Annotated in this window: 19 protein-coding genes; 11 read left to right on the top strand and 8 right to left on the bottom strand. The window is 70.6% G+C overall.

Annotated elements, in window-relative coordinates:
• Positions 1 to 108 precede the first annotated feature (108 nt).
• Complete coding sequence (locus ACQP2P_RS06110) at positions 109 to 723, top strand: acyltransferase (RefSeq protein WP_433613957.1); 615 nt, start codon at positions 109 to 111, stop codon at positions 721 to 723.
• 7 nt (positions 724 to 730) lie between these two features.
• Here ACQP2P_RS06110 and ACQP2P_RS06105 read toward each other — a convergent pair whose 3' ends face one another.
• Positions 731 to 1,405, bottom strand: a complete 675-nt coding sequence (locus ACQP2P_RS06105; protein ID WP_433613956.1) for a hypothetical protein — start codon at positions 1,403 to 1,405, stop codon at positions 731 to 733.
• Between the two features lie 241 nt (positions 1,406 to 1,646).
• Between ACQP2P_RS06105 and ACQP2P_RS06100 the strand changes: the two genes are divergently transcribed.
• Genes ACQP2P_RS06100 through ACQP2P_RS06085 form a run of 4 tightly spaced genes read left to right on the top strand, consistent with a single transcriptional unit; the run spans position 1,647 to position 6,313 of the window.
• The gene (locus tag ACQP2P_RS06100) at positions 1,647 to 2,597 is read left to right on the top strand and encodes a Wzz/FepE/Etk N-terminal domain-containing protein (protein WP_433613955.1); all 951 of its coding nucleotides are present in this window, start codon (positions 1,647 to 1,649) and stop codon (positions 2,595 to 2,597) included.
• 58 nt (positions 2,598 to 2,655) lie between these two features.
• Positions 2,656 to 4,017: an O-antigen ligase family protein gene (locus ACQP2P_RS06095; protein WP_433613954.1), complete on the top strand. Its 1,362-nt coding sequence runs from the start codon at positions 2,656 to 2,658 to the stop codon at positions 4,015 to 4,017.
• Entirely contained in the window at positions 4,014 to 5,495 is a 1,482-nt protein-coding gene (locus ACQP2P_RS06090; RefSeq protein WP_433613953.1) for a lipopolysaccharide biosynthesis protein, read from the top strand. Before ACQP2P_RS06095 ends, ACQP2P_RS06090 begins: the two co-directional genes overlap by 4 nt.
• 8 nt (positions 5,496 to 5,503) lie before the next feature.
• Positions 5,504 to 6,313: a glycosyltransferase family 2 protein gene (locus tag ACQP2P_RS06085; RefSeq protein WP_433613952.1), complete on the top strand. Its 810-nt coding sequence runs from the start codon at positions 5,504 to 5,506 to the stop codon at positions 6,311 to 6,313.
• Between the two features lie 51 nt (positions 6,314 to 6,364).
• Here the strand turns inward: ACQP2P_RS06085 and ACQP2P_RS06080 are convergent, their stop codons facing one another.
• The 6 genes from ACQP2P_RS06080 to ACQP2P_RS06055 form a co-directional block, all read right to left on the bottom strand.
• On the bottom strand, positions 6,365 to 7,408 hold the full coding sequence (locus ACQP2P_RS06080; protein WP_433083984.1) for a glycosyltransferase family 2 protein: 1,044 nt from the start codon (positions 7,406 to 7,408) through the stop codon (positions 6,365 to 6,367).
• Positions 7,409 to 7,541: 133 nt separating this feature from the next.
• Positions 7,542 to 10,703 carry a DUF4082 domain-containing protein gene (locus tag ACQP2P_RS06075; RefSeq protein ID WP_433613951.1) on the bottom strand — a complete coding sequence of 1,054 codons (3,162 nt, stop codon included), beginning with the start codon at positions 10,701 to 10,703 and terminating at the stop codon, positions 7,542 to 7,544.
• A 376-nt stretch (positions 10,704 to 11,079) separates the two neighbouring features.
• A complete protein-coding gene (locus ACQP2P_RS06070) occupies positions 11,080 to 12,213 on the bottom strand; it encodes a biotin/lipoyl-containing protein (RefSeq protein ID WP_433613950.1) in 1,134 nt (377 codons plus the stop codon).
• 31 nt (positions 12,214 to 12,244) lie between these two features.
• Entirely contained in the window at positions 12,245 to 13,252 is a 1,008-nt protein-coding gene (locus tag ACQP2P_RS06065; protein WP_433613949.1) for an alpha-ketoacid dehydrogenase subunit beta, read from the bottom strand.
• A complete protein-coding gene (locus ACQP2P_RS06060) occupies positions 13,249 to 14,211 on the bottom strand; it encodes a thiamine pyrophosphate-dependent dehydrogenase E1 component subunit alpha (RefSeq protein ID WP_433613948.1) in 963 nt (320 codons plus the stop codon). Before ACQP2P_RS06060 ends, ACQP2P_RS06065 begins: the two co-directional genes overlap by 4 nt.
• A 187-nt stretch (positions 14,212 to 14,398) precedes the next feature.
• Entirely contained in the window at positions 14,399 to 15,676 is a 1,278-nt protein-coding gene (locus ACQP2P_RS06055; RefSeq protein ID WP_433613947.1) for a hypothetical protein, read from the bottom strand.
• A gap of 353 nt (positions 15,677 to 16,029) precedes the next feature.
• On the opposite strand from ACQP2P_RS06055, the gene ACQP2P_RS06050 reads away from it, so the two are divergent.
• From ACQP2P_RS06050 to ACQP2P_RS06025, 6 genes are read left to right on the top strand one after another with little or no spacing between them, the layout of a single operon-like run.
• Positions 16,030 to 17,100: a Gfo/Idh/MocA family protein gene (locus tag ACQP2P_RS06050; protein ID WP_433613946.1), complete on the top strand. Its 1,071-nt coding sequence runs from the start codon at positions 16,030 to 16,032 to the stop codon at positions 17,098 to 17,100.
• Positions 17,100 to 18,104 carry an NAD-dependent epimerase/dehydratase family protein gene (locus ACQP2P_RS06045; protein ID WP_433613945.1) on the top strand — a complete coding sequence of 335 codons (1,005 nt, stop codon included), beginning with the start codon at positions 17,100 to 17,102 and terminating at the stop codon, positions 18,102 to 18,104. Before ACQP2P_RS06050 ends, ACQP2P_RS06045 begins: the two co-directional genes overlap by 1 nt.
• A complete protein-coding gene (locus ACQP2P_RS06040) occupies positions 18,101 to 19,249 on the top strand; it encodes a DegT/DnrJ/EryC1/StrS family aminotransferase (RefSeq protein ID WP_433613944.1) in 1,149 nt (382 codons plus the stop codon). The genes ACQP2P_RS06045 and ACQP2P_RS06040 overlap by 4 nt, the downstream gene beginning before the upstream one ends.
• Positions 19,246 to 20,361 (top strand): DegT/DnrJ/EryC1/StrS family aminotransferase, encoded by a 1,116-nt coding sequence (locus ACQP2P_RS06035; protein WP_433613943.1) that lies wholly within the window; start codon positions 19,246 to 19,248, stop codon positions 20,359 to 20,361. The genes ACQP2P_RS06040 and ACQP2P_RS06035 overlap by 4 nt, the downstream gene beginning before the upstream one ends.
• A gap of 10 nt (positions 20,362 to 20,371) precedes the next feature.
• Positions 20,372 to 21,631, top strand: a complete 1,260-nt coding sequence (locus ACQP2P_RS06030; protein ID WP_433613942.1) for an MFS transporter — start codon at positions 20,372 to 20,374, stop codon at positions 21,629 to 21,631.
• On the top strand, positions 21,628 to 22,644 hold the full coding sequence (locus ACQP2P_RS06025) for a TolB family protein (RefSeq protein ID WP_433613941.1): 1,017 nt from the start codon (positions 21,628 to 21,630) through the stop codon (positions 22,642 to 22,644). The genes ACQP2P_RS06030 and ACQP2P_RS06025 overlap by 4 nt, the downstream gene beginning before the upstream one ends.
• Here ACQP2P_RS06025 and ACQP2P_RS06020 read toward each other — a convergent pair whose 3' ends face one another.
• Positions 22,645 to 23,862, bottom strand: a complete 1,218-nt coding sequence (locus tag ACQP2P_RS06020) for an acyltransferase family protein (RefSeq protein WP_433613940.1) — start codon at positions 23,860 to 23,862, stop codon at positions 22,645 to 22,647.
• Between the last annotated feature and the right edge of the window lie 158 nt (positions 23,863 to 24,020).

Here is a 24,020-nt window from a genome sequence, read left to right as displayed (position 1 = left end):
ATGTACGCTGCGCGACTCCTCCGGCGAAGGCAATGGGCCGGTCAGGTGCCAACCTGTCGCCTTTCTTACATGGGCGGCGGCGACGGCGGCGGGCGTTAGGATGCCGCGATGGACGAGCTGCATGAAGAGCCACGAGCGGCCCGGGTGATGGCCAGCGCGGATGTCGACGATCGGGCGGAGATCGGCGCGGGTACCACGGTATGGCATCTGGCCCAGGTACGCGAGGAGGCCCGGCTCGGACGCAACTGCGTCATCGGCCGCGGCGCCTACGTCGGCCCCGGCGTACGGCTCGGCGACAACGTCAAGATGCAGAACTACGCGCTGGCGTACGAGCCGGCGACGCTGGGCGACGGCGTCTTCCTCGGCCCGGCGGCGGTGCTGACCAACGACACCTATCCGCGGGCGGTCACGCCGGAGGGCCGGCTCAAGACCGGCGAGGACTGGGAGGCGGTCGGCGTGGTGATCCGCGACGGCGCCGCCATCGGGGCCCGGGCGGTCTGCGTCGCCCCGGTGACCGTCGGGCGCTGGGCGCTCGTCGCCGCCGGCGCCGTGGTCGTGTCCGACGTGCCGGACTTCGCCCTGGTGGCCGGGGTGCCGGCCCGGCGGATCGGGTGGGTCGGCCGGGCGGGCGTGCGGCTGGTGGCGAAGGGGGACGGGCGGTTCGTGTGCCCTTCGACCGGCGCGGAGTACGTCGAGTCGGACGGGCGGCTGACCGAGGCTTAGGCCCGTCTCAGACCGCGCCGGCGACCAGGCTCCCGCCGGCCGACTCGGCCGCCTTCCTGGCCTCGCGAAGCCGGCGGCGGCGCCGGACGTACTTGTCGACCCACAGCGGCACGGCCAGGGTGGCCAGGCCGCCCAGGAGCGCCGAGCCGAGCAGCGCCCGCACGGCCGAGTGCGACAGCATCGTCACGCTCGGCGCCACCAGGGTCGAGACCGTGAAGCGCAGGTCCTGCCGCACGTTCCAGCGGTCCTGCAGCTCCTTGAGCTTGTCGGTGTAGGCCTGCGTCAGGACGCGCAGCCCCAGGAGCCCCTGCTCCTCGCTGTCGGTGGTGTTGCTGACCGTCAGCGACGAGATGATGTAGCGGGGCTCCTGGTTGGTGCCCGTGTTGCGGGGGGCGAACTCGTAGGTGCCGGTCACGCCCGCCCGCCGGAACTGCTCCTCGTAGTCCGGCGTCCGCAGACTCGTCGCGACGGCGGCCGCCGTGATGGCGACGGGCGGGTACAGCCCGGTCAAGGGGTTGGGTGAGTCGGGTGAAACCGGATACTTCACCACGAGGACCTCGGAGGCGAGATACACCGGCTTCACCCGCGCGGCCTGGTAGCCGAGCCCTGCGGTCAGCACCACCCCGAGGATGACGACGATCCACTGCCGGCTCAGCGCGCGGACGACGTCGTTGAGATACATCCGCTGGCACCCCTCTCCGGCTGGGCCTGCGCTACCCAAGTCCGGGCAATGGTGACATGATGGCGTCCCGGTGCGCCACGCAGCATAGAACCCGACTCAACTTCCGCTAGCCGACGCACCCACGTGCCGTATAGCGTGGTGGCCGAGCGCGCTGGACGCGGCCGCATGTCCGAAATCGAGACGCTGTCGCGCTGACCATCACGCGTCTCATCACGCGTCTCGGCGGGACTTGGAGGGGGCCATGGACCTCGGCGAGATCCTTCGTGTCCTGCGAAAGCGCTGGCGCGTCGTCGTGCCGCTGTTCATCGTGGCGATCGGTCTGGGCGTCACCGCGTCGGTCGTGGTGCCCAACACCTACGAATCGTTCACGACGGTCAGTCTGCTCAGCTCGCCCATGGCCACGACGGTCGCCACCAAGGGCAACGACAACCCGTTCATGACCTTCGACGCGTCGCTGATCGCCACGGCCGACTTCCTCGGCCGCAGCATGCAGTCGACGGACGCGGTGGAGGAGCTCAAGAGCCGGGGCGTGACCGAGAAGTACGCGGTCTCCCTCGCCGACGGCGCGCAGGGGCCCTTCCTGACCTTCACGGTGACCGGCGACAACAAGGCCCACACGCTGCAGTCGACCAAGGCGCTGGCCGTGTTCGCGCAGGAGCGGCTGACCCAGATCCAGCAGGCCAATGGGGTCAAGGCGCAGGACCAGATCCGCATGACGGAAATCGTCCCGCCGCAGACGCCGACCACGAAGCTGAAGAAGAAGATCGAGGTCATCCTCGGCGTGGTCGGCGGCATGATCGCCCTGACGCTGCTGCTGACGTTCGTCCTGGAGAGCGTGAGCCGGAACAAGGCGCGCCGGCAGTCCGGGGACCAGAAGTCCACCTCGGACACGCAGCCGGTCCCGGCGCCGCCCGCGTCGGGGGCCGCGGTCGTGGTGAAGTCGCCGTCCCGCGCCACCCCGATCCCGGTCGTGTGGTCGGACGTGCCCCTCGACCAGACGGTCATTCTCGACGTGGACGCCAAGCAGGCCGTCAACGCCAACCAGTCCGGCCCCGACGCCGACCGGCCGGCGGCGGCCGACCAGACGGTCGTGCTCCAGATGCCCGGGAAGCCGGGCGCGTCCGACGGCCGGGGCGGCCGGCGCCGGGGCGACGGAGGCAAGCCCAACGGGCGCTGGGGCTCGGCCCGCTGAAGTGGTCGCTGTCGTCCCTCCGTCGAAGCAGCCGAGTCAGCCGAGCGAGGCCACGTTCGTGTCATCGACCGCCACCGCGCGTGGGTCCGCCTCACCCTCGGTGCTGCGGCGGCTCGGCGCGATCTACACGTCGCGCCGGTCGGCCGGCCAGGGCCCGGTCACCATCCTGGCCATCTACATCGTCCTGCTGCTGCTGATCCCGTCCCGGATCGTGCTGCCCGGGCTGGGCGCGACCGGCACCCTCGCCAACGTCTTCATCCTCGCCGCCCTCGTCTGGTACGGGGTGAGCTGGCTGATGCGCCGGATCACCCCGGCGCTGTTCACCCGGGCCCCCCGGCTCGCGATGTTCTTCTTCGCCGTGGCCGTGCTGCTGAGCTACATCGCCGCCGCCCGCCGCGACAGCTCGGCGCTGGAGTCCAGCGCCGCCGACCGGGCCCTCATCCAGCTGCTGGCGTGGTTCCCGGTGGTCCTCATCGCCACCTCCCTGCGTGACTACGCGGACCTGGACCGGCTGCTGCGGCTCTTCGTGCGATGCTCGGCGATCGTCGGCTTCGTCGCGATCCTCGAGTTCCTGTTCAAGACCAGCCTGACCGCCTGGATGAGCATTCCCGGCTTCTCGAACGGCGGCCCCGAGCTGATCAGCCGGGGCTCGTTCGTCCGGCCGACGTCGACCGCGGCCAACACCCTCGAGCTCGCCACGATCATGGCCATCGCCCTGCCATTCGCGCTGCAGCAGGGGTTCAACCCGGTGAAGCGGGGCGTGCTGCGGCAGTGGCTGCCGGTCGTCGTCATCGCGCTGTCGGCCGTGATGACGGTGTCGCGCACGTCGATCATCGGGCTCGCCATCGTGTTCCTGACCCTGCTGCCCACCTGGCCGGCGAAGCGGCTGCTGCCGACGATGGGCGCGCTCACGGTCGGCATCGGCGCCTCCCCGGTCGTGCTGCCGGGCCTCGCCGGCACCGTGATCGGGCTCTTCACCGCCATGTTCAACGGCGGCGACAACAGCACGAACTCGCGGACCGCGACGTCCGCCGTGATCTCGACCTACTTCAACGAGCGACCCTGGACCGGCCGGGGATACGGCACCTTCCTGCCGCTGATGTACCGGTACACGGACAACGAGTACCTGCTGGCGCTGGTCGAGATGGGCATCGTGGGCGTGGCCGCCGTCGTGGTCATCTACATCGTGTGCTTGCATTGCGGCGGCGCGGGACGCCGGCGATTCGCCGACCCGGCGCGCAAGGAGACGGGGCAGGGCTTCGCCGCGGTCGGATTCGTCATGTTGGTCGTCACCGCGACCTTCGACACGCTCAGCTTCCCCATGGTCGCGGGGTCGTCTTTCTTGATGATGGGGCTCGCCGGGGCCTACCTCGGCATGGCCCGTCAGGACCAGCTGCTGAGGGGAGAACCGTCGCTGTGACGGAGCTGAACCGCAAGGTCGCGTCGGCGACCCGCTGGAGCCTCATCAACACCGTCGTACGCCGCGTCGGCACGTTCGCCAGCGGTGTGGTGTTGGCCCGGCTCTTCTTCGGCCCGACCGAGTGGGGCCTCTACGCCGTCGGCCTGCTGGTGCTGGCGATGCTGCTGTCCCTCAACGAGATGGGCGTGAGCCTCGCCCTCGTGCGCTGGGAAGGCGACATCAGGCGGTTCGCGCCCACGGTGCTCACCCTCTCGACGGCCTCTAGCACGGCCTTCTACGTGCTGCTTTACTTCACCGCGCCCACGGTGGCCCGGCTGCTGGGCTCCCCCGACGCCACGCTGATGCTGCGCCTGCTGTGCCTGAGCGTGATCATCGACGGCATCGCCTGCGTGCCCCTCGCCAAGCTCAACCGCGACTTCCAGCAGTTCTGGCGCACCGTGGTCGACATCCTCAACTTCGTGGTCAACACCGCCGTGACGATCGTGCTCGCGGCCATGCACGTCGGCGCGCTCGCCTTCGCGTGGGGCTCGCTCGCCGGCAACCTGGTCGCGCTGGTCGGCTTCGCGCTTGCCGCCCCGGGCATGCTGCGCTTCGGCTGGAACCGCAAGCTCGCCGGCGAGCTGTACAAGTTCGGCCTCCCGCTCGCCGCCGCCAGCCTGCTCACGCTCGGCATCGTCAACCTCGACTCCGTGGTCGTCGGCTCGATCCTCGGCCCGGCCGCGCTGGGCCTCTACGCCATGGCCTTCAACATGTCGAGCTGGCCGGTGCGCATGGTCTCCGAGACGGCGCGGCGGGTGTCGTTCGCCGGCTTCTCCCGGCTCGCCGAGTCGCCGGCCGAGTTCGCGGCCGGCTTCACCCGGGCCCTGGGCCTGGTCGTCGCGGCCGCGGTGCCGATGTGCGTGGTGCTCGGCGTGCTGGCCGACCCGATCATCCGGTTCGTCTACGGCGACCAGTGGGACGGCGCCGCCGTGGCGCTGCAGTGGCTGGTCGTGCTCGGCCTGGTCCGGGTGACCGTCGAGCTGGCCTACGACGGCATCGCCGCGCGCAAGCGCAAGACGCTGATGGTCATGCAGGGCTGGTGGCTCTTCTCGCTGATCCCGGTCCTGATCTGGTTCGCGCACGTGTGGGGCATCAACGGCGTGGCCGCCGGCCAGGCGGTCGTCGCGGGCCTCCTCGTCGCTCCCGTGTTCCTGTTCGTACTGTCCCGCATGGGTATCCGCGTCGGCGACGTGGCGCGCGCGTGCCTCATGCCGGCCCTCGGCGGCATCGCCATGGGCCTGGCCGCGTGGGGTGTGCACCACGTGCTCGGCAACGGCTTCCTCGGGCTGGCGCTGGGCGGGCTGGCGGGCGTCGTCGCCTACCTGCCGTTCGTCTGGCCCCTGGTGCGCAGCCTGCGGGCCAAGCGGGAGCAGCCCACGGAACCGACCCCCGCCGACGACCCGCTGATCCTCGCGGCCGCCGCACCCGAAGTCTCCTAGGAGCCTCAGTGATCCGTTTGGTCAAACGACAGCTGCGCGCCCGGTACGGGTGGCTGCCGCTGGAGGAAATGCGCAACAAGGTGATGCTCGGCCACACCGCCATCGGGCTGCGCCGCTTCGAGGACAGCGAGGTGCGCCGCCTGCTGGCCACGCTGCCGGGCGGAGAGCGGCCCGCGGCGCGGGTGGCGACCGTGGTGCTGACCTACAAGCGCCCCGACGGGCTGCGGCGGGCCGTGGAGTCGGTGCTCGCCCAGACCGTGCGCGACCAGGTCGTCATCGTGGTCGACGACGGCGGCGGCGGGCTGCCCGAGCTGCCGGCCGACCCGCGCCTGCACGTCGTGAGCCTCCGGCACAACATCAACGTGCTCGGCGTGAGCCGCAACATCGGCATGCGGCTGACGGAGTCGCCGTTCGTCGCGTTCCTCGACGACGACAACGCCTGGCACCCGAACCACCTCGAGGTCGCGCTCGCGAAGCTCGAGGAGCCGGCCGAGTCGCGGCCCGACGCGGTCTACACGGCCATGCGGCGGCTGACGCCGGACGGCGAGGAGCGCGACGTCCTGTCGGTGCCGTTCGACCGCAAGCTCGCCTGGGAGCGGTGCTTCCTCGACTCCAACCCGTTCGTCGCCCGGCGCAGCCCGGACCTGCGCTTCAGCCGGCTGCGGCGCAACTCCTCGGTGGCGCCGAAGGAGGACTGGGAGCTGATCTACCGCTTCAGCAAGAAGCACCGGGTCGAGCACATCCCCAGCGCGACCGTCGACTACGTCGTGAACCCGAACAGCTACTGGACCAACTGGGAGGCTCCGGCCCAGCCGTAGCCGGCCCGTGACAAGAGCCCCCGTGCCAGGCACGGGGGCTCTTGTTCGTGCTCAGATGCCGCGTCGCTTCCAGGACTGCCACCACAGCCACTCGCGGCCCTTGTGCGCGACGGCGGACAGCACCAGCGGCTGCAGGTACGGCATCGCCGTCGGGCCGATCTGGCGGCGGACCCGCAGGCCCCGGTACTCCGGCAGGCTGCGGTACTCCGGCCAGCAGTCCGCCGCGAACGCCATGAGCTCGTCCAGCGGGACCTCGGCGGTGCGGCCGCGGTCGTAGGCGCGCACGACCCGGCGCAGCGCGAAGCGGGCCAGCCGGCGGTGCACCATGGCGTCGAGCTCCGCCGCGTTGGGCAGCAGGTCCCCGCAGCGGGCCAGCACCGCCTCGTAGGCGGCCTTGCGCTGCCGCAGGTCGTTGACCGCCCCGGCGTAGTCGGTCAGGGACATGTTGTCGCCATGGAGGCGGTAGTAGGCCTGGTCGGCCCGCACGTAGCCGACGTCGGCGTGGGCGGCCAGCCGCATCCACATCTCGATGTCGCCGGCGTGGGGCAGGTTGACGTCGTAGCCGCCGACCTTGTGCTGCAGCGAGGTGCGGACCACGACCTCGGGCGAGGTGATGCAGCCGGTGGCCTCGCGGAACCGCCGCTCCAGCCACCAGTGCCCCGGCCACACGCTGGTGCCGCGGTCCTCGGTCCGGGCCGGCGGGGGCGGGCCGGGGTGCTGGAAGTGCACCGGGTGCCCGTAGACGAAGCCGACGTTCGGGTTCGCGTCGAGCAGGGCCACGGCCCGGGTGAGCGCGCCCGGGGTCAGCAGGTCGTCGGCGGACAGCAGCACGCAGTAGTCACCGTCGGCCCACTCCATCAGGCCCTCGTTGTAGGTGGCCGTGTGCCGCTTGTTCTGCTCGTGGACCCGGACCTCGACCCGCGGGTCGGCCGCCGCGATCGCGTGCGCCTTCTCGGCCGAGTCGTCCGGCGAGGCGTCGTCGATGATCAGGACCCGGATGTCCAATCCGGGGTTGGTGTCGACGATGCTACTGACGCAATCGGCGAGGTAATGGCCGTATTTGTAGCACGGAATGACCACACTGACCGAACTCATCTGCCACCCTCCGGGCCCGGCCGGCCCAATGTCGCGCGGAACAGTATGCCGCGCGGCGTTTGACTGGTTGCAAGAGAACTGGTTGCAAGAGAATGGCCCGCACCCGAACCCGGGTGCGGGCCATTTCATCGTCTCACGGCGTCGTGAAGATCACATCGACCCAGTAATTGTTGGAGTTCCAGGTCGATGTCGGGAAGGCGACGCTGTTGCTGAGCAGGAACAGGCCGTTGTGGCCCGTCGCCGTGTCGGCGACCGCGGTCAGCGGGTAGGACACCAGCGGGTCGGTGAAGAACCCGGCGTTGTACGCGTAGTGCCCGACCGTCGTGTGGTACGAGACGACGTACGGCGTGTTGGCGGTGATCGACACCGGGGTGGCGAACGTCAGGGTCTGCCACCCGGACGCCGTCTCGCCGGTGAAGGTGCCCGTCGCCAGCTGCTGCCCGGTGTTCGACCAGAGCGTCCCGGTGTGGGTGCCGGTGTTGTCGACGCTCTTGTAGAACCGGACGCCGGTGACCTTGCCGTCCACCGCCGAGGTGAAGCGCATGCCCAGCTCCAGCGAGTTGGCCTCGCTGGCGCTCGGGTTGGCCGGCACCGCCGAGTTGGACCAGATCGAGCACGGGCAGGCGATCGCGGAGCTGGAGCCCGTGGTGAACGACCACACGGTGGGGCTGGCCATCGCGGTGCCCCAGGCGTCCGAGGCCTTCACCGAGGCCTGGTACGCGGTGGACGGGGCCAGGACGCTGTTCGGCTGCAACGTCGCCACGCGCGTGGTGTTGTTGTAGCTGACCGCGGCCGGGACCGTCGCGCCACCCGGAGCGCTGAGGGTGAACTGCAGCGAGGTCGGGTCGATGTCCTGGCTGAACGTCGCCGTCACCGCCGTGTTCAGCCCGACGTCGGTGCCGGAGGTGGCCGGCGTGTGCGCCGTCACCGTCGGCGGGTTCTGGCTGGCCCCGGCCGAGTCGACGATGACGTCGACCCAGTAGTTGGTGTCGTTCCAGCTGAGGTTCGGGAAGCCGCCGCCGGTGCCGTACTTGTAGACGCCGTTGGAGCCGTCCACGCCGGACTTGAGCAGCTGCACCGCGGTCGGGCCCGCGCCCTTGGTCGCGAAGTAGGCGCTGTCGTAGGAGTAGTGCCCGGTCGGCGTGTAGTACGACGCGATGTACGTGGTGTTGGCTGCGATCGGCACCGGGTTGGCGAACTGCAGCGTCTGCCAGCCCGAGGCGCTCTCGCCGGTGAAGGTGCCCGACGCCAGCAGCTGCCCGCTGGAGTTCCAGAGCTTGCCCACGTGCGTGCCGGTGTTGTTGGCGGCCTTGTAGAACTTGACGCCCTTCACCGAGCTCGCGGTCGGCACCCGGAACTTGACGCCGAGCTCGTTCGGCGAGCCGTCCTGGGAGTCGGCGTTCGTCGGCACGGTCGAGGCCGTGAACGCGGTGCACGGGCACTGCTGGGAGCCGACGGTCACCGACTGGGTCGCGACGGCCCCGATGTTCAGGCTGTCGTCGGAGGCCCGCACCTTGATGCTGGCCGCGCCCTGCGCCGCCGGGGTCCAGGTGTAGCTCCAGGTGCCCAGACCGTTGGCCGGCTTCCAGGTGGTGCCGCCGTCGACGGAGATCTCGACGCGGCCGACCTTGCCGCCGCCGACGTCGACGGCCGTGCCGGTGACGGTGACCGGGCTCAGCAGCGGCACCGAGCTACCGGCGGTGGGCGACGTGATGGTCACCGTCGGGCCGGTCGTGTCGGAGGACTTGGCGGCCTGGGTGAGCCCCGCCATCAGGGTCAGCGGCTGCGCGCTCATGTCGGCGAGGATGTTGATCGTCGCCTGCTGCATCCGCGGGTCCTCGGTGCTGGCCTGGCCCGAGTGGAAGGAGCTCAGGCCCCACGACCACTGCACCGTGCCGGCCCCGAACACCAGGGCCTTGGAGGTCTGGTCGCGGTAGGCGATCAGGCTGTGCGTCGCCACGCCGTTGCCGTAGTTGTTGCCGTGGTCCGGGTCGAGCAGCAGCGTGCTGTCGCTGATGTTCACGGTCGTCGAGGAGAAGGCGACGGCGCCCGCCGGGCGGGTGGCGTTCTCGACGTCGACGTCCCACTCGTAGCCGAGGGAACCGGCCGTGAGCGTGGCGGACTGGCCGGGCTGCAGGTTGTTGATCGAGCTGATGCCGCGCCACAGCCGCATGTCCTTGTAGGCGGCCGGGACCGTGATCGCGTCGTGCCGGTAGCCGTTGACCATGAACTGCGTGCCGGTGAGCTGGTTCGGGTTGGTGTTGCCGCCCTTGCCCGCGCCGTCGGTGTCGACCCAGGTGCCGGTCCACTGGCCGCTCGGGTCGGCGGTGCCGTTCGGCGGGTTCTGGCTCAGCTTGGTCGACTTGTAGCAGACCAGCGTCCGGTCCGGGGCCGTGCCGGTGGAGATGGACGGCTCGAAGCGGGTGCGCCAGAACACCTCGTTACCGCTGAAGAACGCGAGGTTGACGCCGGCCGAGCGGGCCGCGGTCACGTGGTCCCACTGGCCCTGGTTCCAGTACTCGTCGTGCCCGGAGGACATGAAGACCTTGTGGTTGAGCAGCAGCGAGGCGCTGTTGGTCACGTCCACCGAGGCGGCGTAGCTCACGTCGTACCCGTTGCGCTCCAGGAACTGGATCATCGGGAACTCGGAGGAGAAGACGCCGTTGTCACCGGCGATGCGCATCGGCCGGTTGTAGCTGACCTTGTAGGCGCGGCCGTCGAGGGCCGGGCCGCCGCCCTGGTAGAGGTTCTGGCCGCCCCAGTCGTTGTAGGCCTGCCAGGTCTGGTCCGAGGTCTGGACCAGGATGTCGGAGTGGCTGGACGCGTTGCCCACGACGAACGGGTAGGGCATGAACCCGTTGTTGTCGAGCTGGTCCATCATCACGAGATAGACGCCGGAGACGGCGTCCGAGGGGATCTGCCAGGTGACGTTCGTGGTCCAGTTGCCGCAGTCGACCAGGCCGGTGGCGTCGTGGTTGCACTCGTCCTGGGCCTTGATCGGATACGTCGCCGTCGGCGACGTCGGCATCTTGCGGGCGCCGAGGCCGCCGTAGTAGCCGAGGCGGTAGAACGAGATCCGGAACGCGGAGCTCGGCGAGTCCACCTTCACCGAGACCGTCTCGCCCGGCTGGTAGCTCGACTTGGTCGTGAAGCCCTGAATGTCACCCCAGGAGTTCTCGGAATACCAGTCGTTGACCGGCGTGCCCGTCTTGGAGTTCTCGCAGACGATCGGATTGGACCCCGCTCCGCACGGGTCCGAAACGGCCGCGCTGGATGCGGACGGTACGCATGCCACTACAGCAACGACCGCAACCGCGGCTAAGCCGGTTATGAACCGAGACTTCATGTCTTCGCCCTATTCCTGAAACCCCGAAACGACGTCAGCTCCGCAGCGCCCCAAACTCGTTCGGCAGCGTACGTTCCCCTAGCTGACAGGCAAGAATTTATCGCATTAGAGCATGTAACTTGCTGTCAAGTTTTCTGACAACAAGGTCACACGGAAGCAGCCGGACGGCCTGGTGTCCTCCGACGTTCGGGCCGAATCGGGCCTTTCCGCGCGGATGTTGCACCGAACGGCCGCTCGGGCGCGTTCGGCGTGGTCGGCCCGGCACCGCGGGCGGCGGCCGGGCCGGGCCCGGCTGCGCACGGTGCCGAACCGACGCCGTTTCCGATCAGGAACGGCGCGGGACGACGGTGGTGGTGACGACCTTGGTCTTGACCGCGTGATTCGCCGGCACCGAGGTCACGATCACCGCACCGGACGCTACCTGGACGCCGTCACCGAGCACCACCCCGGGCTCCAGGAAAATGCCGGTGCCGAGCCGGACCCGGTCACGCACGGTCACCTTGCCCGACGACACGCAGCTCGGACCGGTCGCGTTGTCGGAGCCGATGACGCTGTGGTGGTCGAAGGAGTTGTACGCGGACAGGAAGTTGTTGTCCCCCATCCGCACGCCGGTGCCGAGGTGGCAGAACGCGCAGATGATGTTGCCCTGGCCGATGACGACGTCGGTGGCGATCTTCGCGGTCGGGTCGATCGCGTTCGCCAGCGGAATCCCCGCCTCGGCGCAGATGTTGCGGAACCGGGCGCGGGTGTCCACCGACGAGCCGATCGCGATCACGGCCGCCTCGAAGACGCCCTCGGCGAACAGCGCGGCCAGCCGGTCGCTGCCCCCGACGATCGGCACCCCGTGCACGTCGGTGCCCCAGCGGCCGGGGTCGTCGTCCACGATCGCCACCGCCTGCTGGGTCGGCACCTGGCTGAAGATGTCGATGACCTGCGTCGCGCCCAGCGCGCCGCCGATGAGCAGAATCCGGGCGACGCCCGGCTCCGTCGCCAGCGCCGCCGGCATCGCCGAGTAGTCGACGGTGGCCGGCTCGGCCTGTGACGCGCCCGCGGCCGCCTCGACGTCCTTCACCGTGATCAGGCGCGAACCGTCGAATGTGGACAGGTCGACGCCGAGCTCCTGCGCCCGCTGGACCGCCTTGACGGTGGCCCGGGCCGCCCCGGGCGCCGCCGCGCGGGCCTCGGCCTCGGCGGCGAGCCGGTCGGAGTAGGCCGTGAGGTCGGACAGGCTGTCGAAGAGCATCGCCACCGGCTCCGTCAGCGGCACCTCGGTGCCCTGGCGCACGAGGTGCAGCACGACGCCCGGCTCGGGGGCGTACACCTCCAGCACCGCCTTGCTGGTCTCGACCTCCACGAGCAGGGCGCCGGCCTCCACCTTGCCGCGGTCGTCGACGAACCAGTTCACGACGATGCCGTGCTCGCTGTTGACGTCGTTGGTCGGAACCAGGACCGGCTTCACGCGCTGTCTCCTCAAAAGCACAAAAAAGGCGTCATGCGGCGGCGCGGATGGCCGCTTCGATCTGGTGTTCGCCGACGAGCATCCGGCTTTCCTGCGACTTCGACGACGGAATGATCGTCGGATCGCTGGCGACGACCCGGACCGGGCGGCGCAGCTCGCCGAAGAGCCGCTCGGAGACGACGGCGGCGGCCTCGGTCCCCCAGGACCAGCCGCTCACCCCCTCCTCGACGGTGATGAGCTGCCCGGTGGCGCGCACCGACCGCTCCACCGGCGCCCAGTCCATCGGGGCGATCTGGGCCGGCACCAGCAGCTCGGCGAAGATCTCCTCCTCGACGGCCAGGCGCTCGATCACGCGGGCGGCGAGCAGCGCCTGGTAGCCGTAGGCGAGCACGGTCATCGTGCAGTCCTCGCGCGGCACCGCGGAGAGCCGGACGGTCGGCAGGGCGCCGGGGCCGGCGTCGTGGGAGGCGATCAGGTCACCCACCGCGCCGCCGCTGGGCAGCGCGAGGTGCTGCGGGTAGAGCAGCTTGTGCTCGATGTAGAGCACCGGGCTGTCCTGACCCAGGAAGTCCGCGAAGACGGCCTTCGGGTCGTGGTACAGCGAGGCCGCGACGACGCGCAGATGCGGCACGCCGAGGAAGTGCTTCTCGAGGCTCTGGCTGTGCGTGGGCCCGTAGCCGCGGTGCCCGCCCGAGGGCGCCCGGATGACGACGGGGCACGTCGCCTGCTCGGCGTACATGGCCTGGTACTTCACGATGTGGTTGACCACCTGGTCGAAGACCAGCGTCAGGAAGTCGCCGAACATGATCTCGGCGATCGGCCGGTAGCCCGCCAGCGCGAGCCCGGCCGAGATCCCGGCGACGGCCCCCTCGCTGATCGGGGTGGTCCGGACCCGGGCCGGGAAGTCCGTCGACAGGCCGCGGGTCACCTTGAACGCCCCGCCGTACGGGTCGGCGATGTCCTCGCCGAGCACGACCACGCGCGGGTCGTCGGTCAGGCACCCGCGCAGCGCGTCGCCCAGTTCCTTCGCGAAGATCACGGCAGGTTCCTCGCCGTCGCGACCACCTCGGCCAGGGCCAGCTCCACCTCGTCGTCGATCGCGCGCCGGTCGGCGTCGGCGAGCCGGCGGCCGTGCACGACCAGCGGCTCCACCAGCCAGTGCGCGGCGATCTCCTCGGCGGGGCGCTCGTCGTCGCTCTTCGAGTGGTGGCACAGCCGGTAGGTGTGGATGAGCAGCACACGGGGGCCGCCGCCGGCCCGGACCGCGTCGAGCTCGGCGCGGGCGGCCTCGCTGAGCTCGAGCACGTCCGTGCTGTCGATCTCGCGGACCGGCACGTCGAACGCCTCGAACCGGGCGGCCATGCCGCCGGCGAGGTTGGCCTCGACCGGGGTGCTCTGGGCCCACCGGTTGTCCTCGCACACCACCAGCAGCGGCAGGCGCCACAGCGAGGCCATGTTCATGGTCTCGTACACGGCGCCCTCACCGAGGGTGCCGTCGCCGATGAACACCACGCTCACCATGCCGGAGCCGTCGAGCTGGCCGGCCATCGCGATGCCCGCGGCCGCGGGGACGATGCCGCCCTGCACGCCGTTGGACTTGAACCCGGGCGCGCAGATGTGCTGGCTGCCGCCCTTGCCGCGGCACACGCCCGCCTCCTTGCCCATGATCTCCGCGAGCAGGCCGAGCGCGTCGCCGGTGCGGGCGAGGTAGTGGCCGTGGCAGCGGTGGTTGCTGAACACGTGGTCCACGTCGCCGAGGTGCTCCATCACGGCGACCGCGTCGGCCTCCTGGCCGATGCAGGCGTGCGTGGTGCCGTTGAGCACGCCCTCCTCGAACAGGGCCAGCAGGGTCTCCTCGAACCGGCGGATGAAGCGCATCCGGCGGTAGAGCCGGTGGTCCTCGGGCTCGCCGAGCCGTCCGGTCAGCCGTTCGTCGCCGGCGGCCGGCGCGGTCGGGCGCAGTGCCGTCCGGGCCGGCGGGGATGCCGTCGACACCATAGGGCGTTCCTCCCCAGCTTTATATGCAAATGCGTGGAAATCGCGAGGCTTCACCGGCCGATGACCAGCGACCGGTGCGCAACAATACCGGGCCACCGGCCTGGAAAGCGTCGGACCGAAGAGCAGAAAATCACGCGAGGCAGTCTCAAATCCGACTCGCGACCAGGTGTTGTGGTGATCACACGGATCAGGACGGCTTCTGCACCTGCTCGCCCGTCGGCGTTCCGTCGATGGAGCCGGCCACATTGTCGGCCCACTCCGAGTAGGTCACCCGGCAGCCACCGGAGCAGGGGCCGGTGCGGCCCCAGTGCGTCGGGCCGAAGACGTTGCCGCGGACGCGCAGGTTCTGGCCGTCCTGGGCGTAGAACCCGTAGGCGCCGAGCGAGATGAAGCTGTCGGTGACGCTGTAGTTGGTCAGTGTCGAGCCGCCGGAGCTCTGGGTGAACAGCACCGCGGTGATGGCCTGCCAGTAGTTCGGGATCTCCTGGCCGGTGTAGGCGTTGACGCCCGGCTCCAGCCGGCTGTTCTTGATCGTCAGCGGGCCGGTGCCGCCGTAGGGGAACACGCCCCCGGTGTGCGCCGCCGACGGGTCGGTCAGGTTGGCGATGTAGTTGTCGTGCAACCAGCTGTTCTCGATCGTGACATTCTGGCCGCACAGGCACATACCACCGGTATTGGCCACGTCGACCCGGTTCAGGTGGATGGTGCACGTCCCGCAGTCATTGATCGCGTGGTCGTTGAGCGACCCGCTCTTCTGTCCCAGACCGACCGGCTCCGGGCGGATGGTGGTGTTGGATATGTTCAGCGTCAGTTTGCCCGAACCGTTGGCGTTCACGAGAATCGCGCGCTGATTCGAACCCGGCGGCGGCGCGATAATCGAGTTCGTGATGTTGACGGTGCCGTGACAGTCCGTGCCGATGTAAATGAATCCGTGGATGTATTTGTGATCGAGGGTGACGTTCCCGCAGGTGTACAGGTTGTACGCCTTGCTCTGGCTGTCACTCGCGGCCACTTCCTGGTAACCGGAGGGCACCGGGAGCTTCGCGTCGGACTGCTTGTACTTGCCGACGCCCGGCGCGCCGACCGAGTAGCGGGCCGGATACTTGCCGCTGCCGGTGCTGCCGCCGGCCCCGCTCCCGCCGGCCGAGGACGCGCCGGGGGCGGCGCTGCCGGACGGCTTGGCGCTGCCGATCCCCGCCTTGCCCGGGTCGGCCCCGTCTCCCAGCTGCTCCGACGAGTCCCCGCCGGCCGATCCCGAGCCGCCGGTGAGCGCCCGGCACTCGGCCGCGCTCTGGCCCGGTGCGCACTTCGGCACGGAGCTGGCCCGGCTGGTCACCGCCCACAGCCCGGCCCCCGCGAGGAGCAGCACCCCGGATGCAGCGATCAAAATCAATCCCTTGCGACCCAGTCGTCTGCCCTGATTCGAGTGCACCATTGGCCATGTCCCCCTAAGGATGGCAATCAAGCCGCGGCTACCCCAGTTCCAAGTTCGTCGCAGTGTATGCGACTTTCAATCCGTGTCCATTCACGGGCCGACATCCCGGCGGGGTGCCGGCCGGGCCCTTAGCGGCGCGCGCGACTCGGCCGACCGGCCGGAATCCATGACCATCACGGCCACGATCATCTCTATTTACGACGAGAGATGGCTGCTCAGGCTGTTGCCGGAATAAGGATCACTGTGCCAGATTTCCGTCAGTGCCGCGCCATTGCTTGACTGTAGCGGTAGCTTGCCCGTGCCGCGTGCGCGTCGTGCTCAACACGTTGTGCCGGAAATCGTCCACCTCTCGGCCTATGTCGGGTTGACCGAATCGAGTATGTGTGAATTCAACAAACGTCCAGGCCGACTCTGAGCCGATCGGCGTTGCCGTCGTGGGGGCCGGCTACTGGGGGCCGAATCTCGTGCGCAACTTCATGGCATCGCCGTCCTTCCGATTGCGAGCGCTGTGCGACCTGGACGTGACGCGCGCCCGGCGGGTGCTGGGCGGTTACTCCACGGTCGAGGCCACGAACGACCTGTCCACGGTGCTCGCCGACCCGGCCGTGCAGGCCGTCGCCATCGCCACCCCGGCGGGCACGCACGTGGACGTGGCGCTCGCCGCGCTGCGGGCGGGCAAGCACGTGCTCGTCGAGAAGCCGCTGGCGGCCACGGCCGCCCAGGGGCGCCGGCTGGTGGCCGAGGCCGACGACCGCGGCCTCGCCCTGATGTGCGACCACACCTACTGCTACACCCCGGCGGTGACCCGGATCCGCGAGGCCGTCCAGAGCGGTGAGCTGGGCGAGCTGCACTACCTGGATTCCGTACGGATCAACCTCGGCCTGGTGCAGCGCGACATCGACGTGCTGTGGGACCTCGCCCCGCACGACCTGTCGATCCTGGACTTCGTGCTGCCCGACGGCGTGCGCCCGGTCTCGGTCAGCGCGCACGGCGCGGACCCGATCGGCGCCGGACGCGCCTGCGTCGCCTACCTCACGCTGCAGCTCAACACCGGCGCCATCGCGCACGTGCACGTCAACTGGCTCTCGCCGATCAAGGTGCGCACGACCATCGTCGGCGGCTCGAAGCGGACGCTGGTGTGGGACGACCTCAGCCCGACCCAGCGCATCGCCATCTACGACCGGGGCGTCGAGGTCGCCGCGCCGGACGAGCTGGCCCCGGACCAGCGCCGGGAGATGCAGATCTCGTACCGCTCCGGCGACATGCTCGCCCCCGCGCTGACCGAGAAGGAGGCGCTCGGGCAGATGGTCACGGCGTTCGCGTCCGCCATCCGCACCGGTGTGCCGTCGCTCACCGACGGTCGTGCGGGGCTGCGGGTCCTGGAGATCCTGGAGGCCGCGTCGCGTAGCCTCGCCGACGGCGGAGTGGCTGTCCCCCTGGAGGGTGAAGACTGATGGGCAATGCGTCTGTGCCGATTCGCGGAGCGCGCGTCCTGGTGACCGGGGGCGCCGGCACCATCGGCTCCCACGTGGTCGACCTGCTCGTGCAGGGCGGGGCGGCCGAGATCGTGGTCCTGGACAACCTGGTGCGGGGCCGGATGGCCAACCTGGCCTGGGCGATCGCCAACGGCCCGGTCCGCGTGGTCGAGGGCGACATCCGCGACGCCGCGCTGGTGCACGAGCTCAGCCAGGGCATCGACCTCGTCTTCCACCTCGCGGCCATCCGGATCACCCAGTGCGCCAGCGAGCCCCGGCTGGCCAACGAGGTGCTCGTGGACGGCACCTTCAACGTGCTCGAGGCGGCCCAGGCGGCCGGCGTGCGCAAGGTCGTCGCGTCGTCGTCGGCGTCGGTGTACGGGCTCGCCGAGCAGTTCCCGACCACCGAGCGCCACCACCCGTACAACAACGACACGTTCTACGGCGCGGCCAAGGCCTTCAACGAGGGCATGCTGCGCAGCTTCCACGCGATGTACGGGCTGGACTACGTCGCACTGCGCTACTTCAACGTGTACGGCCCGCGCATGGACGTGCACGGGGTGTACACCGAGGTCCTCATCCGGTGGATGGAGCGCATCGAGTCGGGCACGCCCCCGCTGATCCTCGGCGACGGGCTGCAGACGATGGACTTCGTGCACGTCGCCGACATCGCGCGGGCGAACATTCTCGCCGCCGAGGCCGACGTGACCGACGACGTGTTCAACATCGCCAGCGGCGAGGAGACCAGCCTCAAGGAGCTGGCCGCCGCGCTGGGGGCCGTGATGAAGTCGGACCTGAGCCCCGAGCACGGGCCGGCCCGCACCGTCAACAGCGTCACGCGGCGCCTGGCCGACACCTCGCACGCCGAGCGGAAGCTCGGGTTCCGCACCGAGCTCACCATGCACGAGGGCCTGCAGGGCCTCGTCGAGTGGTGGCGGGCCGAGCGCATCGCCGGCCAGCCGGCGGCCGGGGCGAGCGCATGAGCGCCACCATCCCGGTGATGATCCCGATGCTGGGCGAGGAGGAGGCCCAGGCCGCCGCCGACGCCGTGCGCAGCGGATGGGTCGCGCAGGGCCCGCGCGTGGCCGAGTTCGAGCGGTCGTTCAGCGCGCTGGTCGGGGCCGGCCAGGGCGTCGCGGTCAGCTCCTGCACCACCGCCCTGCACCTGTCGCTCATCGCGCTCGGCGTCGGCCCGGGCGACGAGGTGATCGTGCCGTCGTTCTCCTTCATCGCCACCGCGAACGCGGTCCGCTACGTGGGGGCCACGCCGGTCTTCGCCGACGTGGACCTGCAGACCGGCAACGTGACCGTGGAGACGCTGGACCGGGTGCGCACCGGGCGTACGGCCGCCATCATCGCGGTGCACCAGGGCGGCGTCCCGTTCGACGTGCGCGCGGTGCGCCAGGCCGCGGCCGGGTGGGGCGTCCCGCTGGTCGAGGACGCGGCCTGCGCCGCGGGCTCGACCGCCTACGGGGCGCCGGTCGGGGCCGGCTCGCTGATCTCGGCGTGGTCGTTCCATCCGCGCAAGGTCATCACGACCGGCGAGGGCGGCATGCTCACCCTCGACGACGCCGACCGCGCGGTCCGGCTGCGGCGGCTGCGCGAGCACGGCATGAACGTCTCCGCCGCGGACCGGCACGCGAGCGCCCAGCCGATCCTCGAGGCCTACCTCGAGACCGGCTGGAACTTCCGGATGACCGACATCCAGGCCGCGGTGGGTCTGGTGCAGCTGGGCCGGCTCGCCGGGCTGGTGGCCCAGCGCCGCCGGCTCGCGGCGCGCTACCAGGAGCTGCTCGCGGACGTCGAGGGGCTGTGGACGGTGCGCGATCCGGCCTACGGCGAGACCAACTTCCAGTCGTTCTGGGTCCTGCTCTCGCCGGAGTTCGGCGTCGGCCGCGACCGGGTGCTGTCCGAGCTCGCGGCGGCGGGGGTCTCCGCGCGGCGCGGCATCATGGCCTCCCACCTGGAGCCGGCCTACCAGGACGCCCCGCCGGCCGACGGCCTGCCGAACACCGAGCGGTTGACCCGCGACTCGCTCATCCTGCCGCTGCACCACAAGCTCACCGAGGCCGACCAGGACCACATCGTCGGCATCCTCTCCAAGCTCGTTGGGAGTTCCGCTTCATGATCCCCCTTGTCGACCTGAAGGCGGCCCACGCCGAGGTCGCCGAAGACGTCGCCCTCGGCTTCAAGCGCATCCTGGAGAACACCGCGTTCATCGGGGGCGCCGAGGTCACGGCCTTCGAGCGCGAATACGCGGAGTTCAGCGGCGTCGCGCACTGCGTCGGGGTCGCCAACGGCACGGACGCCCTCGAGCTCGCGCTGCGGGCGGCCGGGGTCGGGCCCGGCGACGAGGTCATCCTGCCGGCGAACACCTTCATCGCCACGGCCGAGGCGGTGGCCCGGATCAACGCCCGCGTGGTGCTCGTGGACTGCGACCCGCGGACCTACCTCATCGACGTGGACGCGGCGCTGGCCGCGGTCGGGCCCAAGACCCGGGCGATCGTCCCCGTGCACCTCTACGGCCAGCTCGCCCCGGTCGAGCGGCTGCGGGCCGGCCTGGCCGGGACCGACGTCGTCATCGTCGAGGACGCGGCCCAGTGCCAGGGCGCGACCCGGTTCGGGGCCGGGGCCGGCGCCGAGGGCATCGCCGCGACGAGCTTCTACCCGGGCAAGAACCTCGGCGCCTACGGCGACGCCGGGGCGGTCGTCACCGCCGACGAGGCCCTGGCCGTCTCGGTGCGCACGATCAGCAGCCACGGCGGCCTGACCAAGTATGTCCACGACGTCGTCGGCTTCAACAGCCGCCTGGACGCGCTGCAGGCGGTGGTCCTGCGGGCCAAGCTGACCCGCCTCGCGGGCTGGAACGCCGCGCGCCGGGCCGCCGCCGCTCGCTACGACGAGCTGCTCGAGGGCCTCGACGTGACCCGTCCGGTCACGCTGGACGGCAACGAGCACGTGTGGCACCTTTACGTGGTCCGGGAGGCGAGCCCGGACGGCTCCTCCACCCGCCGCGACGAGGTCCTGGCCCGGCTCAACGCCGCCGGGATCGGCGCCGGCATCCACTACCCCTACCCGATCCACCTCACGCCGGCCTTCGCCGGCCTGGGCCATGCCAAGGGCAGTTTCCCGCACGCGGAGCAGGCGGCCGTGGAGATCCTGACCCTGCCGTTGTTCCCGCAGATCACGCCCGACCAGCAGGAGATCGTGGTAGAGGCGCTGCGGGCCGCACGAAGGTGAGACGCACCAGATGTACCTGACGCTGCGGGACCGTCCGGGTGGCAAGCCCGGCTCCAAGTCGCCGTCCCGGGCGGCCCCGCGGATCGCCACGACGGTGGTGCTGCTCGGCATCGTGAGCCTGCTGACCGACGTCTCCTCCGAGATGGTGTCGGCGGTGCTGCCCCTGTACCTCACCGCCGAGCTCGGCCTCGGCGTGCTCGCGTACGGCTTCGTCGACGGCCTCTACCAGGGCGTCAGCGCACTGCTGCGCATCGGCGGCGGCTACGTCAGCGACCGGTCCAACCGGCCCAAGTGGGTCGCGACCACCGGCTACGCCCTGTCCGCCCTGAGCCGCGTCGGCATGCTGGTCGCGCACAGCCTCGGCCCGATCAGCGCCGTGGTGACCGCCGACCGGCTCGGCAAGGGCCTGCGGACCGCGCCGCGGGACGCCATCATCGCCGACTCGTCGGACCCGAAGGCGCTCGGCCGGGCCTTCGGGGTGCACCGCACGCTCGACACCATCGGCGCGGCCATCGGCCCGCTGGTGGCCTTCTCGATGCTGCTGCTCGTGCCCGGCGACTACAACTCGGTCTGGATCGTCTCGGCCGGGTTCGCCGCGGTGGGCGTGGCCGTCATCGTGCTCTTCGTGCCCAACCACCGGGCGAAGACCGCGCGCGCGGCCCAGAACGTGCGGCACCTGCTGCGCGAGGTCACCGGGCCGCGGCTGCGCCGCCCGCTGGTCGCGGCCGGGCTGCTGGCGCTGTTCACGGTCGGCGACGGCTTCCTCTACCTCTCGCTGCAGGAGCGCGACCACTTCGCCGCGAAGTACTTCCCGCTGCTCTACGTCGGCACCAACATCGCGTACCTGCTGCTGGCCATCCCGTTCGGGCGCCTCGCCGACCGCATCGGGCGGACCCGCGTCTTCCTCGGCGGCCACGTCGCGCTGCTGCTGGTCTACCTGTTCGCGGCCGGCCCCCTCACCGGCCTCCCGGCGACGATCGTCGTGCTGGCCCTCATCGGCACGTACTACGCCGCCACCGACGGCGTGCTGCCGGCGCTGGTGACCCCGCTGGTCGACCCGCAGGCGCGCGGCAGCGGCATCGCGGCCGCCCAGACCGTGGTCGTGCTCGCCCGCTTCGCGTCCTCGCTGGCGTTCGGCAGCCTGTGGCTGCTGCTCGGCAGCGCCCACGCGCTCTACCTCGTGGCGGGGCTGCTCACCGTCACCCTCGCCGTCGCCGTCTGGCTGCTGCGGGGCGCTGCGGCAGCGCCGACGACGGAGGCCGCCGCGTGAGCAACCGGGCCAAACTGATCGCCCTCGGCGTCGTCATCGCCGTCGCTCTGCTCAGCTCCGTGGGCTACGTCGTGTTCGCGCGGCGGGCCCAGACCAGGGCGGCGCAGGACGCGCCGCCGGTGCCGACCATCCAGGACCTCACCGCGGTGCAGAGCGCGCCGCGCATCGTCTTTCGCAGCACGGCGCTGGGCGAGCGGTACGGCAAGGTCGCCGAGGTGCCGCTCACCGCGCCGTCCGGCCCCCGCGCGTTCACGTCGGTGAGCTGTGACCGCGTCTACGCCCGCGAGGGGCAGGCGGTGTGCCTGGCCGCGAAGCCGGGCGTCGTCACCACCTACACCGCCCGGGTGCTCGGCGCGGACTGGTCCCCCGTCCTGGACCTGCCGCTGTCGGGCGTGCCGAGCCGGACCCGGCTGTCCCGCGACGGCGCGATGGTCGCGACCACGACCTTCGTCTCGGGCCACGACTACTCCTCGCCGGGCCAGTTCTCCACCGAGACGCTGGTCACGAACATCGCCAGCCGCAAGACCACGAACATCGAGCAGTTCACGCTCACCGTCGACGGCAAGGCGATCGACGCCAAGGACCGCAACATGTGGGGCGTCACGTTCGCCGACGACGAGCACTTCTACGCCACCGCGGCCTCCGGCAAGAAGACGTGGCTGGTGCGCGGCACCATGTCGGCGGGGCGGCTGGAGGCGCTGCGGGAGGACGCCGAGTGCCCGTCGCTGTCGCCGGACGGCAAGCGGATCGCGTTCAAGGAGCGGGCCGGGCGGCCCGCCGGCGAGTGGGGCGTGACCGTCTACGACATCGCCACCGGCAAGGCCACCCGCCTGGCCGAGCCGCGCAGCGTGGACGACCAGATCGAGTGGCTGGACGACTCGCAGGTGGTGTACGGCCTGCCGCGCGCCGGCGAGGGGCCGGCCGCCAGCGACGTCTGGGTCGTGCCGGCCGACGGGTCGGGCGCCTCGCGCGTGCTCATCCCCGACGCATGGTCCCCCGCCGTCGTGCGCTGATCAGGCGCCGTCCTTCGCCAGCTCGCGGTGCGGCCCCGCCGGGTCTGCGGCCGGGTCTGCGGCGGGCGTCCGCTCCGGCCGGCGGCGCCGCGGGGTCCAGTCCTTGAAGCCCATCGCGGGCCGCTCGACGAGGTGCCAGGACGGCACGGCCAGGGCGAACGTGCCGACCGTGGAGAGCGCGATGTAGGCGAGCATGCCCCGGTCCGGCACGCCCAGCAGCGCCAGCAGCTGCTGGACCGGGAAGGCGTAGATGTAGAAGCCGTACGAGTAGTCCTGCTTGCGCCCGATGCCGCGCAGCCATCGGGGCAGCCGGATCGCCAGCCACAGGATGAGGTAGGCGAAGGCCGGGTAGCCCAGCACCGCGACGCCGCCGAACTGGATGGTGCCCAGCAGGACGACGACGGCCACGAGCGCGCCCGCGTCGTTCATGACGATGCGGTTCTTGTACAGCTCGAACAACGCCCCGAGCAGGAACAGATACGTCAGGTAAATCAACGAGTACCGGTCCAGGCCGTTGAAACCGAGGACCGGGCCGTGGATTCCCTGCGGGCCCGGCACCCTGGGGGCCTGGACGAGGTCGTAGATCATGATGCCGAAGCCGGCCGCGGCCATGATGAGCACCACGAATTTGGCGCGCCGCAGCACCCCGGCGAGCGCCAGGGCGCCGACCATGAAATAGCAGCCCACCTCGTACATCAGGCTCCACAGCGAACCGTCGAAGACGCTGTCGCCGGTGCGGTGCGCATACGGGGTGTCCAGCAGGAGATCGGAGATCCCGTATTGCTGCATGGCCACGAACAGGTTCTTGGCGACGTATTGCGCCGGGCCGTCGGGATGCGACCAGAATCCGCCGAGGTTGCCCCGCTCCAGCAGCGCGACCAGCGGCGCGAGCACGAACGCGGTCACCACCAGGCAGACCCAGAACCCGGGCAGGATGCGCAGGGCCCGGTGCCAGAGAAAGCGGCCGAGCCCGAAGCGCAGCCCGCTTCGGGTGATCAGGAACCCAGATATGACGAAGAAGCCGATGATGCCGATTTCGCCCAATTCGGTCTGGCCGTTGGTGATGCCGGCACCGGGATCGTCGCGCGCGTAACCCAGCGGAAAGGTGTGCGACAGCAGGACCAGGAAGGCGAACAGGAGCCGCAGGAAGCCGAAGCTGTTCTCCCGTGACGAGAAAGCCTCGGCCAGCGTTCGCCTCGCCCAGATTCGACGCAACACCCGCAGAGTTAACCACAGACCCGCGGCGCGAAAACCTGGCAATTCCCGGCGAAGGTCGCAGCCCGCGCGATGTCAGGTTTGCGTCATGGGTGAGACATCCGGCGGATCGGGGTGAGGTCTACGATGACGACCATGTTTTCGCGTCCTGCGCAGCCATT

This window comes from Dactylosporangium sp. CA-139114, from assembly GCF_050955725.1.
Taxonomy (GTDB): domain Bacteria; phylum Actinomycetota; class Actinomycetes; order Mycobacteriales; family Micromonosporaceae; genus Dactylosporangium.
This window is presented reverse-complemented; position numbering and strand designations above follow the sequence as displayed.